Annotated in this window: 14 protein-coding genes; 4 read left to right on the top strand and 10 right to left on the bottom strand. The window is 62.8% G+C overall.

The features are described from left to right. Positions 1–124 precede the first annotated feature (124 nt). A complete protein-coding gene (locus QM659_RS10645) occupies positions 125–1,747 on the bottom strand; it encodes a chorismate-binding protein (RefSeq protein ID WP_415188408.1) in 1,623 nt (540 codons plus the stop codon). Between the two features lie 332 nt (positions 1,748–2,079). On the opposite strand from QM659_RS10645, the gene QM659_RS10640 reads away from it, so the two are divergent. After that, positions 2,080–3,702 (top strand): GMC family oxidoreductase, encoded by a 1,623-nt coding sequence (locus tag QM659_RS10640; protein ID WP_415188407.1) that lies wholly within the window; start codon positions 2,080–2,082, stop codon positions 3,700–3,702. Between the two features lie 66 nt (positions 3,703–3,768). Here QM659_RS10640 and hspQ read toward each other — a convergent pair whose 3' ends face one another. Continuing rightward, positions 3,769–4,101 carry a heat shock protein HspQ gene (hspQ, locus tag QM659_RS10635; protein WP_127078500.1) on the bottom strand — a complete coding sequence of 111 codons (333 nt, stop codon included), beginning with the start codon at positions 4,099–4,101 and terminating at the stop codon, positions 3,769–3,771. A gap of 65 nt (positions 4,102–4,166) precedes the next feature. Then, entirely contained in the window at positions 4,167–5,210 is a 1,044-nt protein-coding gene (locus QM659_RS10630) for an HpcH/HpaI aldolase/citrate lyase family protein (protein ID WP_415188406.1), read from the bottom strand. 172 nt (positions 5,211–5,382) lie between these two features. Between QM659_RS10630 and QM659_RS10625 the strand changes: the two genes are divergently transcribed. Continuing rightward, positions 5,383–6,471, top strand: a complete 1,089-nt coding sequence (locus QM659_RS10625) for a glycosyltransferase family 8 protein (protein WP_415188405.1) — start codon at positions 5,383–5,385, stop codon at positions 6,469–6,471. A gap of 31 nt (positions 6,472–6,502) precedes the next feature. On the opposite strand, the gene QM659_RS10620 is transcribed toward QM659_RS10625, so the two are convergent. Further along, the gene (locus QM659_RS10620; protein ID WP_415188404.1) at positions 6,503–7,177 is read right to left on the bottom strand and encodes an HdeD family acid-resistance protein; all 675 of its coding nucleotides are present in this window, start codon (positions 7,175–7,177) and stop codon (positions 6,503–6,505) included. Between the two features lie 287 nt (positions 7,178–7,464). Between QM659_RS10620 and QM659_RS10615 the strand changes: the two genes are divergently transcribed. Further along, positions 7,465–8,307 carry a 23S rRNA (adenine(2030)-N(6))-methyltransferase RlmJ gene (locus tag QM659_RS10615; protein WP_415188403.1) on the top strand — a complete coding sequence of 281 codons (843 nt, stop codon included), beginning with the start codon at positions 7,465–7,467 and terminating at the stop codon, positions 8,305–8,307. A gap of 5 nt (positions 8,308–8,312) precedes the next feature. On the opposite strand, the gene QM659_RS10610 is transcribed toward QM659_RS10615, so the two are convergent. Together QM659_RS10610 and QM659_RS10605 are read right to left on the bottom strand one after the other, a co-directional pair. Then, complete coding sequence (locus tag QM659_RS10610; protein WP_415188402.1) at positions 8,313–8,801, bottom strand: bactofilin family protein; 489 nt, start codon at positions 8,799–8,801, stop codon at positions 8,313–8,315. Between the two features lie 217 nt (positions 8,802–9,018). Further along, on the bottom strand, positions 9,019–10,044 hold the full coding sequence (locus QM659_RS10605) for an aspartate-semialdehyde dehydrogenase (protein ID WP_127078512.1): 1,026 nt from the start codon (positions 10,042–10,044) through the stop codon (positions 9,019–9,021). Between the two features lie 281 nt (positions 10,045–10,325). Here QM659_RS10605 and QM659_RS10600 point away from each other — a divergent pair, with 281 nt between their 5' ends. Next, positions 10,326–11,213 (top strand): 2Fe-2S iron-sulfur cluster-binding protein, encoded by an 888-nt coding sequence (locus QM659_RS10600; RefSeq protein WP_415188401.1) that lies wholly within the window; start codon positions 10,326–10,328, stop codon positions 11,211–11,213. Between the two features lie 270 nt (positions 11,214–11,483). Here QM659_RS10600 and QM659_RS10595 read toward each other — a convergent pair whose 3' ends face one another. The 4 genes from QM659_RS10595 to exbB all read right to left on the bottom strand — a co-directional run. After that, positions 11,484–12,776, bottom strand: coding sequence for an MFS transporter (locus tag QM659_RS10595; RefSeq protein ID WP_415188400.1), 1,293 nt, complete (start codon positions 12,774–12,776; stop codon positions 11,484–11,486). A 13-nt stretch (positions 12,777–12,789) separates the two neighbouring features. Continuing rightward, positions 12,790–13,659, bottom strand: coding sequence for a TonB family protein (locus QM659_RS10590; RefSeq protein WP_415188399.1), 870 nt, complete (start codon positions 13,657–13,659; stop codon positions 12,790–12,792). Next, entirely contained in the window at positions 13,656–14,114 is a 459-nt protein-coding gene (gene exbD, locus QM659_RS10585; protein WP_415188398.1) for a TonB system transport protein ExbD, read from the bottom strand. Before exbD ends, QM659_RS10590 begins: the two co-directional genes overlap by 4 nt. Positions 14,115–14,118: 4 nt before the next feature. Beyond that, on the bottom strand, positions 14,119–14,864 hold a 746-nt coding region (gene exbB, locus QM659_RS10580; protein WP_415188397.1), incomplete at its 5' end, for a tonB-system energizer ExbB.

Raw genomic sequence — 14,864 nt, 5'->3', positions numbered from 1 at the left:
GCTTCAACAGGAAAGGAACCGCCTATGTAAGGAATTTGCACCGGCGTTCAACGCACGCCGCGCGGCTTAATGCCGGGACTGGCACCAGCGGCAGCGCCGCTGTTGTCCTGTCGGAAAAGGAAGATTACTGAAATCGCAGGCGAACGGAAATCAATCCTCGAAGAGTGTTAAGAAACATAACGTTGCTTGCTTCGATAATATCCTTTCTCGTTAACACGTCTTCGCTGACATCACCACGGGCGAGAAGCTCCGCGCGGAGCGTTCCCGGCAAGAGGCCGCAGGTTTCAGCCGGTGTAACGAACTTGCCGTTGCGCATGATGGCGACATTGCCCCGAGTAAACTCCGTGATCTCGCCTCGCTCGTTGAAGAGGAGCGTGTCGAAGATGGCGCCGTCCTTCGGGGCATGGGCTTCGTAAACAGCGCGGTTCGTCGTCTTGTGCCGCAGGAATTCGTCATCGCTTGAGACGGGCGATTGCGCGAACACCACGAAGGGATCGGCTGGCGTGACGGGAAGCGGCCCGCTTTCAAGCTTCAACGCACCCTCCCGCGACAGGAGAAGCCGCAGGCGATGCGCGCCCGTCGCGTGGTCTGCGCAAATGGCGGCAACAGCGCGGCGCACCTCGTCTTCGTCGAAGGGAAAGCCGAAATGCTCAGCCGCGCGGGCGAGCCTCGCCATGTGGCGATGCAGGAGAACAATCGCGCCTTCATCGATCTTCATCGTTTCCAGCAGTTCAAAAGGGGCGCTCGCGCGAAGAAGGAAACGGCGCTTCATGATGCACTCCTCATATTCGTCGGCCGCATTCGAATCCCATGTCACGCCGCTGCCGACCCCGCAGGTGGCGGTGCCGTTCGCGATCGCGACCGTTCGTATGCCGACGCTGAAAGTCGCCGCACCGCCGGGTTCGATCACGCCGAGCGCCCCGCAATAGGGGCCGCGCGGGCCGGTTTCGAGCGCCGCGATGGATTTCATCGCCGCGATCTTCGGCGCGCCGGTGACGGAGCCGCAGGGAAACAGGGCGGCGAAGATGTCGGCGAGTGCGGTCCTCGGGCGCGCGGTGCCGGTGACGGTCGACGTCATCTGCTGCACGGTGGAGAGCTTCTCGATGGCGAACAGCTTCGGCACACTTACGGTGCCGTCCACGGCGACGCGCGCGATGTCGTTGCGCAGAAGGTCCACGATCATCAGGTTTTCGGCGCGCTCTTTCGGCGAGGCCAGCAGCGCATCCGGGGGCGCGTCGGCGTGCGCGGTGCCCTTCATGGGCCGGGTGAGGATCGCGCGGGTTCGCGGCTCCCACGCAAAGAACAATTCCGGCGAAACGGACGCGATCTGCCATCGAAGCGCTGAACAATCGCCGAAATCGAGATAAAGCGCGTAGGCGTGCGGCTGGGCGCGGCGCAAGGCGTCGAACAGGCCGCGCGGGTCGCCATCGAAGCGCGAGGCGAGGCGCATGGTCAGATTCACCTGATAATGCGCACCGTCGGCGATGCCGTCGCGAATGGCCGCGATTTTTTCGCTGTAGGCGGCGCGCGTCATGTCTGCCCCCCAGCCCGAGCAAGCGAAGGTGGCGGGCGTTTCTTGCCACGGCTTCGGAGCATCGAACACGGCGAAGGCCGCGAGCGGAAAGCGCGGGTCGGGTGCGAGTGTCGTCAACGCCCTGTCGAACGCCGCTGCTGCTTCATAGGCCACGAAGCCGACGGCCCAACGCCCCTGTTGCGCGTGGTTTTCCGCCGCGCGAAGAACCGGCACGACATCGGCGGCGCGCTCGGCGACGAGCAGTTCGCGCGGCCCGGCGAAGCCAAGGCTAAGCGGCGGCGCATCGTCCTTCGGAAAATCGATTAAGGCGCGGGCGTACAGCGGGCGATCCTGAGGCTTCGGGGTGCTGGCCGGAGCCTACCAACCCGACCGGCCGCTGCAAATCACGTTTTATGATCGGCCCTTGGCGTATCGACGAAGTGGCGGCCGGACTGAGACGCCCACCCCCGGCGAAAGACGAAGACGCGGCTTGACCGGGCAGGGCTTGCGCGCGGCACGCGCCGGGAGCACTCTGAGCGAAAAAGATACATAAGCTCGGAGGAAACATGGGCTACGATTATGTCATCGCCGGGGGCGGGTCGGCGGGTTGCGTGCTCGCGAACCGGCTCTCCGCCGATCCGTCGATCAAGGTCGCGCTTCTCGAAGCGGGAGGCCGCGACTGGAATTTTCTCATTCATATGCCGTCCGGTTATGCGGGCCTGATGCGAACGGGCTGGGTCGACTGGGGCTATCACACCGAGCCGCAGGCGGGCCTCTACGGGCGTCGGCTTTATTGGCCGCGCGGCAAGGTGCTCGGCGGCTCAAGCTCCGTCAACGCCATGATCTACATTCGCGGCGTGCCGAGCGATTACGACACGTGGGCGCAGATCGGCAATCGCGGCTGGGCGTGGGACGATGTGCTGCCCTATTTCAAAAAGGCGGAAAACTATTCAGGCGGCGCGGACGAGTATCACGGCGGCGACGGCCCGCTGAAGGTGTCGCGGCCGGGCGTCGTCAATCCGCTGAACGTGGCATGGATCGAGGCGGGCCGGCAGGCGGGCCACCCCTACACGGGCGATTTCAACGGCGCGTCGCAGGAAGGCTTCGGCCCCATCGACTGCACGGTGTCGAACGGCCGCCGCGCGAGCGCCGCGGTGTGCTATCTGAAGCCGGTGATGGACCGGCCGAACCTCACCGTGATCACGCGGGCGCAGGCGACGCGCATCATCGTGGAGAGCGGGCGCGCGGTCGGCGTGGAATATGCGCATGGCAGCGAGAAGCGCACCATTCGCGCCGCGCGCGAGGTGATCGTATCGGGCGGCGCGATCAACTCGCCGCAACTGCTGCTGCTCTCGGGCATCGGCCCGGCGGACGAGATCGCACCGCACGGCATCAGGCCGGTGCATAACCTTCCCGGCGTCGGCAAGAACCTTCAGGATCACATCCACGGCGCGATCAAGCACTACTGCCCGAAGCCCGTCTCCTACTATAACATTGTCAAGCCGAGTGCGCTCCTGCGGCACGTCGCTTACTATCTGATGACGCACAAAGGGCCCGCGTCGATCGTGGGGCTGGAATCGCTCGCCTTTCTCAAGACGCGGCCCGAGATTGTTGCGCCGGATGTGCAATATCACTTCGCGGCGATCCTTTACGCCGATCACGGGCGCAAGATGATCCAGCGCCATGGATATATGGGCTATTACAACGTGCAGCGGCCCGAGGCGCGCGGCGAGATCGTGCTGAAATCGGCGGATCCGCTGGCGCATCCGGCGATCCAGCCGAACTATCTTCAAAGCGAGGCCGACCTGCGCACGTTGCGAGACGGTTTCAAGATGCTGCGCGACGTGTTCGCGCAACCCGCGTTCGATCCGTATCGCGGCGAGGAATGGCAGCCTGGCGCGAAGGTGCGCACCGACGCCGAAATCGACGATTACAACCGTCGCACGGCAGAGACGATCTATCACCCGATCGGCACCTGCAAGATGGGGCAGGACGCCATGGCGGTGGTGGACGAAACGCTGCGCGTGCGCGGGCTGGAGGGCTTGCGCGTGGTGGACGCATCGATCATGCCTCGCCTCATCAGCGGCAACACCAACGCGCCGACGATCATGATCGCTGAAAAAGCGGCGGATATGATCCTGTCGGGAGCGGTAGCGTCTTCCTCGGATGACGCTGCGCTGGCGGCGTGACGCCTATCGTCACGCGCCCGTTCCGAAGCCGCTCAAAAGGGCGGCTTGTCCCCGGCTTTTTCCGTCTCAGTTCGCGCCAGGCCCCCGGAAGCGGTAGCCGCCGTCCTCCAGCTCGTCGAACAACTCGCCGAGCTGCGGATGGCGCAACGGCTCGCCGCTGTCGTCCGGCAGCAGGTTCTGCTCGGAGACATAGGCGACGTATTCGGTTTCCTCATTCTCGGCAAGCAGATGATAGTACGGCTGATCCTTCTCCGGGCGGATATCCTCCGGGATGGCGAGCCACCATTCATCCGTGTTGGCGAACTCGGGGTCGACGTCGAAGATAATTCCCCGAAACGGGAAAAGACGATGCTTCACGACTTCCCCGATGGCAAACCGCGCGCGCCGTTCTTTCACCATGGCGTTATTGAATTCTTCCCGCATCCTTTAAAAACTTTGCACTAATGCTGCTGGGCTACAAGATGTCACACGGTCACTGGGGCAGCGCCGTCTTTGGCCTCGACGAGGTTCGCGAGGTCTACGATGACCTTGGCCTGTTTCCAGGTCGCGTCGTCCTGCATCTTGCCGTCGACCATCACCGCGCCCGTGCCATCCGGCATGGCTTCGAGGATGCGCCGGGCGAAAGCCGCCTCCCCCGGATCCGGCGTGAAAACACGGCGCGCGATCTCGATCTGCGAGGGATGCAAGGTCCATGCCCCCGCGCAGCCCTGAAGGAAGGCGTTGCGGAATTGCGCTTCGCACGCCGCCGCGTCGGAGAAATCGCCGAACGGACCGTAAAAGGGCTTGAGGTCGTAGGTGGCACAGGCGTCCACCATGCGGCCTATGGTGTAATGCCACAGATCCTGCTGGTAGAAGGCACGCGGCGCGTCGCCCGCCGCGTCCGCAAGCACGCCGTAGGACGGATGGCCGCCGCCGACGCGGGTCGTCTTCATGGCGCGGCTCGCGGCGAGATCGGCCGGCCCGAGGCTCATGCCGTGCATGCGAGGGCTCGCGCCCGCGATGTGATCGACATTCGCCACGCCTTCCGCCGTTTCGAGCAGGGCGTGAATCATGACGGGCTTCTTGATATTGTGCTTCGCCTCAAGCTGGGCGAGCAGCTGGTCGAGATAGTGAATGTCCCACGGGCCTTCCACCTTCGGCAGCATGATGACGTCGAGCTTGTTGCCCACCGCACCCATGATCTCGACGATGTCGTCGAGCACCCACGGGCTGTTCAGCGCGTTGATGCGCGTCCAAAGCCCTGTGCTGCCGAACTCGTTTTCCTGAGCGAGCTTGATGAAGCCCTTGCGCGCGGCCTCCTTCTCGGTCGCGGGGATCGCATCTTCGAGATTGCCGAGCACCACGTCGACCTGCTTGATGAGGTCCGGCACCTTCGCGCGGATCTTCTCCACATGCGGGGCGACGAAGTGGATCATCCGTTCGAGGCGCACGGGCTTTTCCACGAACGGAGCGGGAGCACCCGCTGCGAGGGGCTTGAAGAATTTGGATGGGGTCTTTGTCGCTGCCATGGAAGCCTCCGCCGAATGCTCCCTCTATTTGCCTTTGTGGACCCAGCGGGTCAAGCAGCGGAAAACCATCGAGCCCAAAGACGAATGACAGACCCTTGTGGATCGAACACGGTCCGAGCTGTATGGTCGTCGCCTCCGGGATAGAAGCAGCAGCCAACGATGCGGTGAAATCATGCGCACGGCCGATTCTTCGAACGAAACGACGAGAGAGCCCTACGTGATCGCGGAGGACGGAACGCGCGCCCCCGGCATAGCGCCAGCCTATGCAGACCGATCCGCGATACCGATAGTCACATGCTTCAACCGCAAATACATGCCGGGCGCCGCCGCGCTGTTTGCGTCCATAGCCGAGCACGCATCGCCCGAGCGTCTCTACGATCTGGTGGTGTTCACCGACGATCTGACGAGTAACGACCGCCAGAAGCTCAGGCTCTGTCTCCTTGAAAAGCCGAATATATCTCTTCGTTTCTTTGATGTCACTGCGTATTATTCCGATTTTGCCATCAAAGGATCGGGCTATTTTACGAAAGAAGCTTTCTATAGGCTTCGCATTCCGGAAATAATGCTATCCTGCGATAAAGTCTTGTATATCGACGCAGACACTGTCACCAACCGCGATGTGGCCGAATTGTTCGATACTCCGATGGATGGGCATTGCATAGCGGCAGCTCCGGATATGTTTTATACGCTGCTTGGCCAGATCGGAGCCGACCGCAACAAGAAAGGGGCGATACAGGAGATCAGACGGAACGGAACCTATTTCAACTCCGGCGTCATCTTGTTCAATGTCCATGAAATGAAGGCAACAAACGCAAGCGCCAGTATTATCCGCGTCATGCAAGAGCATGAATATCGCCTGATGGATCAGGATATTCTCAACATAGCGTTGGCCGGCGCGACCAAGTTCATAGACTGGAAGTGGAATTCGCTCCTGTTTTTGGAAGGGGATCATCGCATGCCCCGGGAATTTCACGCCAAGATCGTCGAAGCGAAACGCGATCCTTATATCGTTCACTTCACGGGACCGGTGAAGCCCTGGCACAATGGAGATCTCAACATGGCGCAACACTATTGGCGCTACGCGTTGAAGACGCCTTTTTATGATGAACTGATAGAAAACATGCACCGCGGCCGTCAGCTTCACCGCATGGATATCGTTCGTGGCAGCGCAAGTGTGGTCCGTTACATCCTGCTTCCATTCGGCAAGCGCCGCAAGAAGCGCGATGCAATCTTGAATTTCGCCCGGGACAGGTTCGCCTGACCGTGCCCCGGGGCGGTTACAATCGTTGCGTTCAAGCCGGGCGATGCGCGCCTGCTTCGGGGAGCGACCCGTCGGCCCCGCTTTCGCGCGCGCCGAGCGCCGCGAAAATCAGGCTCAAGCCGGTCAACAGCAATTCGATGCCGACGAACAGGCCGAGAACCCACAGGCCGGTCGACGGCCATCCCGCGATCACGAACGCCGCGATCACGAAATCGACCAGCGCGACGAACAACAGAAGAATCCACCGGCCCGTGTCCGGTTTGATCGAGAAGGCGAACGCGATGGTCGCGATGCCGTGCGCGATGAAATAGGCGGTCAGGACCAGCGTGAGCGAGAGCGACCCCTGAACGGGAAACAGCGCGAGCACGAGGCCGAGGATCGCCATCAGCGCCGACAGCAGGATGTGCCAGACATAGCCCGGCGCGCGCGGCGAACGGATGGTGGAGATGGCGGAGAAGACCCCCGCAAAGAAAAGGAGCCAGCCCACGAACGCCGCCACCGCGATGGAAGCGAGCACCGGCACGGCAATAGCCGCCGCGCCGAGTAGCACGAGCAGCACGCCTTCGGCCGTGAACCACTTCCAATGTTCACGAAGGCCCTTTTGCACGGCAGCCTCCAGCTCTTTTTCTGCGGCCTCGAAGCTCTTCGGATCAAAATCCTGCGAGCGATCAGGGAAGGGACGTTCCGGAATGCTGGGGGAAGTCATGGGCAACTCCTCTGGTGTCGGGGCGGATGGATCGCACGCTTGCTTGATCGGTGTTCGCGAACCAAAGACGGGAGGTGCGTTCCTCAAGCGCGGGCCAGCGGCAGGGGTGAACCAGATGCAAAATTCAATGCACTAGACGCCTGACGCATTGGCAGGCACCATTCCGTTTTAGACCGCGCGCCGTTTCGGCAGGCTTGCGTGAAACCGAACAAATCGACCAATCCCATCGGCTTTCGACGCGTCGAACCGACGACGCAAGAAGCGGCAACAGCGACAGCCCGACAGTCATGAATTATCGCCACGTCTTTCATGCCGGAAACTTTGCGGACGTCATCAAGCACGCGGTTCTGGCCTTCTGCATCGATTACCTAATGCGGAAGGAAAGCCCGCTCTGCCTTGTCGATGCGCATGGCGGCGCGGGTCTTTACGATCTGCGTTCGGACGATGCGGAGAAAACGGGCGAGTGGGCCAAAGGCATCGGTGCCCTCATGAGCGCCGCGACCGGTGCCGGGATGGCCGAGCGTGCGGCGGCGCTGGAGCCCTATCTCCGGCTCGTGCGCGAGGATGTCGGAGACGGCTTCTATCCCGGCTCACCGCTTCTGCTTGCGCGGCGGCTGCGGCGACAGGACAGGCTGATCGCGAACGAACTGCACGCCTCCACCCGCGACGCGCTTCATGGCACGCTGGCGGAATTTCCGGCCGCGCGCGTGACCGGCATGGATGCCTATGAGTGCATTCGCGCGACGATCCCGCCGAAGGAGCGGCGCGGTCTCGTGCTGATCGACCCGCCGTTCGAGGAAAAGAACGAGTTCGAAACTCTCATCAGGCAGATGCGCGAGTGGAAGAAGCGCTGGGCGACCGGCGTTTTCCTGCTGTGGTATCCGATCAAGGCGGTTTCGCCGACCGATGCCTTGAAGGCTGAGGCGGCCGCGCTCGGCCTGCCTCGCACATGGTGTGTGGAAACGCTGATCTATCCGCGCGGCCGCGCGCTAAGCCTGAATGGCTGCGGATTGATCCTGTTCAACGCGCCCTTTACCGTGCCGGAGGCCGTCGAGACGGCACTCCCGGCGCTCGCGGACGCGATGCGCCTGCACGAAACGCACACGGCGTGGCTCGTGCCCGGCACGTAAGCCGATCAATAGCCGCTGTCGTTGGGCGTGAAGGCATCGCTGTTCGAGGGCGTGAGATCGAGCACGGCCTCGCCCGTCTTTACCGGAGCGATGGGCTCGTCGAAGGAGCGCTCGTCTTCGGTCCAGCGCAGCGTGCCGTCGTAACGCGTGCCCATTTCGATGCCGATGCCTTGATGGAAGATGTCACCTTCGACCTTCGCGGATGATTGCAGCATGACGCGGCGGCCGCGAATGGTGCCGTTCACCTTGCCTTGGACGGTGACTTCCTGATTGGCGATGATGCCGCCGTTCACGCGGCCGTTCGCCGTCACGATGAGCGAGGTGCAATAGATGTTGCCCTCGATGACTCCGTCGAGCGTCACGCTGCCCGTGGAGGTCACATCGCCGATGATCGTGAGATCGTTTGAAATATTGGAATCGCCGGTGGAGTGGACGCTGCGGCTCGGCGTGACGGGGGAATAATTCGGCTGGTTGAGGGCAAACGGTGTCGCCATGGGTGACCTTCAAGCGTGACGAGTGGCGTTGATCCAAAGCGGATGCCGGCTGCGCTTTCGCGGCCGTCCTGCCTGTCTAGCCGGTCATTCTGGACATTTGCAAGGCAAAGCTTCGCCGATTTTAATAAAGCGTTAAGCGCTTGCGCCCGCTGAAATCGGCGGAATGAAAACGGCCGGGCGAAAGACCCGGCCGCGATCTGTGTCTCGAAGGCTGTGCTTACGCCCGCTTCTCGATGAGGCCGCGGTTGATGATGAGTTCCGCGATCTGCACGGTGTTGAGCGCCGCGCCCTTGCGGAGGTTGTCGGACACCACCCAGAGCGACAGCCCGTTCTCGACCGTCGGATCCTCGCGGATGCGGCTGACATAGGTCGCGAACTCGCCGACGCATTCGACGGGCGTGATGTAGCCGCCGTCCTCGCGCTTGTCGACAACGAGCAAGCCCGGGGCCTCCCGCAGGATATCGCGCGCCTCCTTTGCGGAGATCGGGTTCTCGAACTCGATATGCACCGCCTCGGAATGGCCGACGAACACGGGCACGCGCACGGCGGTGGCGACGAGCTTGATCTTCGGATCGAGGATCTTTTTCGTCTCCGCGACCATCTTCCACTCTTCCTTCGTGAAGCCGTCATCGAGGAACACGTCGATGTGCGGGATCACGTTGAAAGCGATCTGCTTGGTAAACACCTCGGGCGTGGGCGCGTCGGTGACGAAGATGCCCTTCGTCTGGTTCCACAGCTCGTCCATCGCCTCCTTGCCCGCGCCGGACACGGACTGATAGGTGTCGACGACGACGCGCTTGATGGTGGCGGCGTCGTGCAGCGGCTTCAGTGCCACGACGAGTTGAGCGGTCGAGCAATTCGGGTTCGCGATGATGTTCTTCTTGCGGAAGCCGGCGACCGCGTCGGCGTTCACTTCCGGCACGATCAGCGGCACGTCGATGTCGTAGCGCCACGCGCTCGAATTATCGATGACGACGCAGCCGGTCTTCGCGATCTTCGGCGCCCATTCCTTCGACACATCGCCGCCCGCGGACAACAGCGCGAAATCGCAGCGCGAGAAATCGAACGTCGCGAGATCGTGGCATTTGAGCGTTTTGTCGCCGAACGAAACTTCCACGCCGACGGAGCGGCGCGACGCAATCGCGAAAACCTCTTTCACCGGGAATTCGCGCTCGTCGAGGATGTTCAGCATTTCGCGGCCCACATTGCCCGTGGCGCCGACGACAGCGACGTTATAGCTCATGGTTTCATCCTTTTTAGAGGTCGGCGGAATGTATGCGCGCTTTGCCTTCGTGAAAAGAGTTTTTGCACGCTGCCTTTCTTCTCGCCGCTTTCAAAGCTGCACTCTTTTTCGGCAAGTTGAGCAGAAGTTATGCAGAATGTTCGCGATCTCAAAAAAATGTTCGCGCGACAAAAGCCACGGTTTCGGTAAATTTACACTTAGTGTAATTTCAAGCCTCGCAAGGTCGGGCAATCCGGCAACGAACTGCAGTCTCGTGCTCCGGCGCGAAAAAAGGAGATACCATGGCGAACATTACATTTTCTTCCCCGAGCCTGGCAAAGGATGTCACGGTTTACGCTGTAGCGGGCGATCGGGGGACCATTCTCGCCGTTGCCAAGGAGCACAAGATCCCGATCCCGTTTGACTGCCAGGATGGCGAATGCGGTTCCTGTCTCATCGAGGTGAAGCAGCTTGATGCGCAACGCGCTCACGCCATCTCGCTCACAGAAAAGGAAAAGGAGCAGCTCCGCCAGCTCGGCAAGATCACGGCCGAGGAAATCAAGAACGCTGAAACCAGCGACGTGGCGCCGCGCTTCCGCCTCGCATGCCAGTATATCGTGCGCGACGAAGACATCATCGTTTCGTTCGTGGGCGACGAGACCGTTCCCGCCAAGGGGCCGGCCGTCACGAAAGCGGCGCGCGTTTACAAGGGCGGCACCGAGATCCGCAGCCTTGAGGAATTTTTCGGATATGCGGTGAAGGTCGAGGAAGACGCTGCGATCCACTACGACCAGCTGTCGAAGTCCATGGCGGATGTCGGCAACGCAGAGGTCGCCGAACTTTTTGCCAAGCTTGCCGAGTTCTCCCGCCTGCATCTGGCGGAAGCGCAGAAGCGCGCCGGCACCATCGACCCGAGCCTGCATATCCCCGCCGACTACGTCTGGCCCGACCATGTGACGCCGGAGCGTACAGCGCTTTGGGCTGGCGATCCGACGCTGTCGCGCCTCGATGCGCTGAAGGCCGCCCTTCAGGGCGAGAAGCGTGGCTACGAGTTCTATTACGCCGTGGCCCATGTGTCGAAAGACCCGGCCATCGTCGCCGAAGCGAAGCAATTCGTGAAAGAGGAAGCCGAGCACGTCGCGGAGCTTGAGAAGTGGATCGCCCGCGAGGAATATGCCCGCAAGGGCTGATCAAGTCTCAGCAGGTTCCTGCAGACCGGAGCGCCGCCGCGAGCGGCGCTCCTTTTTTGTGCTTCTGGCGAACGCGCTCAGCCGCGCCACCTCCCCTCGCGAAGCGCCCGTTTTCGTCAGGACAACCCGGGCGATGGAACCAATTGGCTGGCCTGGTGATCGCAGGCAAACGGCCTTTGCGGCGCGAGCGCCGGGAACCGCGAGCCGAGCGATCAGCGCTCGCATCGGACGCCTCGCCGGAAGCGCACCGGAGCATAAGCTCGCATTCGCTCAGGGTTGGTGCGCCGCGCTTTCGGCAAGCGACGGCAACTGAGCGCTTTTTCCAATCTTCGCGGTCAGCAGAGAGGGGAAAACGGCGCGCACAGCCATCGTCGCAACCATGGAGGCGGCGCCGCCGGCCGCCAGAACGGTCGGAACAGAAAATGCCTGGGAGGCCGCTCCCGTCTGGAAGCCGCCGATGGCCGGAGCCGCCGAGGATTGCAGGAGCCAGAGGCCGAAGACGCGCCCCCTCAGCCGATCCGGGACGTGACACTGCAACAGCGCACCCCTCAGGATTTCCCCAGCCGCCCCAAAAAAGCCCATCAGGCCGAAAAGCGCCGTAGCGGACCCGATGTCTGGCGCCGTCGCGGCAACCGCAACGCAAAGTCCCCAGCACGCCGTCAGCAGCAACAGCGCCCGCCCAGGCTGCCGGACATGGCGCGTCCATCCCGACGTCAGCGCTGCAAGCAGACCGCCTACGGCGGGCGCCGTATAAAGGAGGCTTGCGTAAGCCGTGCCACCCGCGAAAATATCGAAGGCGAGTTGTGGAATGAGCACGTGCGGGACGATAAAAAGACAGGTCAGGAAATCCGTCGCCAGCAAGCCCGCAACAACGGGGTGCGTTCTGAAGAAGACGAGCGCATCGAGCAGATGAGGGCCGCAAAGGCCGGCATCGTCCGCGGATTTCGGAGGCAGCGGCGGCAGGCGAGCCAGCAAGACCGGCGTAATCGCAGCGCCGATTGCGACGAAGGCGTAACAGAACGCGAATCCGGGCCCGGCGATGAGAAGACCTGCAACGGGCGGCCCGATAATCGCCCCGGTTTCGATCCCAATGGCGGTAAGCGCGCCTGCGGCAGCCAGGTGCTCGCGCGCGATGAGCGTCGGAGCCGCCGCCATCAGGGCGGGAGCGCTGAAGCCGCCTGCGAGGCCGCCCAGACCCGCGGCCAGATAGACGAGCCAGAGGCGCGGTTCGGCGAGCAAGGCGTTCGCAAGCAGCGCAAGTACAGTGCAGAGGAACGCGAGCCTGCTCCAGACCATCTGCGGCTTGCGGTCGTAGCGGTCAGCCATCGGCGAGCCGAAAAGAAGTCCGAGCGCGGTTCCGCCTGCGGCTGCGAACCCGACCGCTCCGACATGAAACGACGATTGCGTGAGCGCGAAGACCTGCAGGCTGACGGCAACGCCGAGCACGCCATAAACGAGCAGCGACGCGGTCCGCGCGAAGAACAGCATACGGAACGGCTGGCTCTCCCGCAGGGGAGCGATGTCCACAAGGAGGCGCGAAAGTTGCCCCCGCAGGAGCCCCACGGAGCGGCCCATCCTATTTGATCGAGAAGCGCACGGGCGCGGTGATGGTCAGCGGCGCGCCGGGCGGAGGGACGGGCAGCGGAGAGGCGCGCCGCACGAGGTCGAGCACTTCCGCATCGAGGTCTGGATGTCCGGAGGTTTTTTGCAGCGAAGCCGAAAGCACCTTGCCGGAAAGATCGAGACTGAAGGTCACCGTAACTGTGCCCGTTTCGCCTCTGGCGCGCGCATCGGCCGGGTAGCGCTTGTTTCGCCCGAGATGCGTCATCAACCGGCTTTCCCATGTCGCGATGGCAACGGCCGAGGATGAGCCCGCACCCGACTGTCGTGCAACGCTCCGGTCGGACTTCTGAACCTCCGCCGCTGCCTCGATTGCGGCGACCGACGCAGGGGCGGGCTTATTCGACTTTTTCACCGGTTCGGGCTTGGGCGTTTCAGTTGGAAGCGGAACCTCGACGTTCTCCGTCTGCGGCAGAGGCGTCTTGATTTCCTCCGGCGGCTCGTCGGGCTTTTTCTCGACGGGTTTTTCAGGTTCGTCCGGCAGGGAATCGGGCGTTTCCGATGGCTTCTCCACGGGCTCGATTGAGTTGCTCTGAACCTCCTGCGCGGCGAACATCGCATTGCCGATTTCGGTCATGTCGGTACGGGCGGCTTCATCCGCATCGATGGAAAGATCGATCATGAGCGCGGGGGGCGGTCCGGCATTCGCCTGAATCTCAGGCTGTAGAGCAAGACCGAGGCCGACAAGCGCGGCAATCCCCGCGACTGTTGCGCAGGCGGATCCCCAGAGTGCAACCTCTGCGGCGCCGTTGCCGTTCCGCTCCAGCAATCTGTCGGAAAGCCGCATCAACGCGTCGTCGATGCCGCGAAAGCGAGACGCCGTCATGGGGCGCTCGGGGCGGACGGCGGCGGCACACCTACGGTTTCGAGCCCGACGAGCGCAACCTTCAGGTAGCCCGCATCGCGCAGCACGTTCATTACGGCCATGAACTCGCCATAGGGCACGCCCTTGTCCGCGCGCAGATAGATGCGCGTCTCGCGGTTGCCCGACGCAGCGGTGTCGATCGCTCCGGCCAGCGCATCGCGAGAAATCGCCTCATTGCCGAGCGCGAGCGTAAAATCGCCCTTGAGCGTAAGATACAGCGGCTTCTCAGGTTTTTGCGCGGGCTTCGCCGTGGAGGCAGGCAAGTCCACGTTTATGTCTACGGTTGCGAGCGGCGCCGCCACCATGAAGATGATGAGCAGCACGAGCATCACGTCGATCATCGGCGTGACGTTGATTTCGCTCGCCTCCGGCAACTCGTCGCCGTTACCGTGATTATCCAGCAATCCTCCGGCCATGGTCTTATTCCGCGGCCTGCCCGAAGCGTACGACGCGGGTCGACGGCACCTTGCGATAGTCGAGATCGCGGCTGATGAGGCACAGTAAGCCCGCAGCCACGTCGCCGAGCAGCGCGCGGTAGGCCTGTATCCGCCGAACGAAGCCGTTGTAGACGATGACGGCGGGGATCGCCGCGACGAGCCCGATGGCTGTAGCCAGGAGCGCTTCGGCGATACCCGGCGCGACGACGGCGAGGTTTGTCGTCTGAGCCTTCGAGATGCCGACGAAGCTGTTCATGATGCCCCATACAGTGCCGAACAGGCCGACGAACGGCGCGATGGAGCCGATTGTTGCGAGCACGCCCGTGCCTTCCGAGATGCGCCGCCCGGCCGACGCCTCGATGCGTGAAAGCATGAGTTGCACGCGCTGCTTCAGTCCCTCGCCGCCCGCGTGATCGATGGCACCATCTGACAGGGCCACCTCGCGCGCTGCGTCGGAGACCATTTCTCTTGCGGGACCGCCGTTCCTTTCCGTGGCCGAAAGCGCTTCGGCCATCGTCCGGGCCTCGCGAACGGCGTCGAGCGTGTGTCGCGCGCTCCGCCGGGCCCCGGCAAGCTCGATCGTCTTTGCGAGAAGGATTGTCCATGTCGCCAGCGAAGCCAACGCGAGGCCGATCATGACTGCCTTAACGAGGCTGTCCGCTGCCATGAACATGCCCCAGGGGGACAGGTCGCGCGGGAGATCGGAGCGTTGCACCACCGGCGCGGCTT

Source organism: Rhodomicrobium sp., assembly GCF_047605405.1.
Classification (GTDB): Bacteria; Pseudomonadota; Alphaproteobacteria; order Rhizobiales; family Rhodomicrobiaceae; genus Rhodomicrobium; species Rhodomicrobium lacus.
The sequence above is the reverse complement of the archived record's forward strand: the minus strand, read 5'-3'. Positions and strand labels throughout refer to the sequence as shown.

Excerpts from the sequence above, each read along its gene's own strand:
- QM659_RS10615 (WP_415188403.1), top strand. The coding sequence starts at position 7,465 with ATGAATTATCGCCACGTCTTTCATGCCGGAAACTTTGCGGACGTCATC.
- QM659_RS10600 (WP_415188401.1), top strand. The coding sequence starts at position 10,326 with ATGGCGAACATTACATTTTCTTCCCCGAGCCTGGCAAAGGATGTCACG.
- hspQ (WP_127078500.1), bottom strand. The coding sequence starts at position 4,101 with ATGGTGAAAGAACGGCGCGCGCGGTTTGCCATCGGGGAAGTCGTGAAG.
- QM659_RS10590 (WP_415188399.1), bottom strand. The coding sequence starts at position 13,659 with ATGACGGCGTCTCGCTTTCGCGGCATCGACGACGCGTTGATGCGGCTT.
- QM659_RS10620 (WP_415188404.1), bottom strand. The coding sequence starts at position 7,177 with ATGACTTCCCCCAGCATTCCGGAACGTCCCTTCCCTGATCGCTCGCAG.
- QM659_RS10625 (WP_415188405.1), top strand. The coding sequence starts at position 5,383 with ATGCGCACGGCCGATTCTTCGAACGAAACGACGAGAGAGCCCTACGTG.
- QM659_RS10605 (WP_127078512.1), bottom strand. The coding sequence starts at position 10,044 with ATGAGCTATAACGTCGCTGTCGTCGGCGCCACGGGCAATGTGGGCCGC.
- QM659_RS10640 (WP_415188407.1), top strand. The coding sequence starts at position 2,080 with ATGGGCTACGATTATGTCATCGCCGGGGGCGGGTCGGCGGGTTGCGTG.
- exbD (WP_415188398.1), bottom strand. The coding sequence starts at position 14,114 with ATGGCCGGAGGATTGCTGGATAATCACGGTAACGGCGACGAGTTGCCG.
- QM659_RS10610 (WP_415188402.1), bottom strand. The coding sequence starts at position 8,801 with ATGGCGACACCGTTTGCCCTCAACCAGCCGAATTATTCCCCCGTCACG.
- QM659_RS10630 (WP_415188406.1), bottom strand. The coding sequence starts at position 5,210 with ATGGCAGCGACAAAGACCCCATCCAAATTCTTCAAGCCCCTCGCAGCG.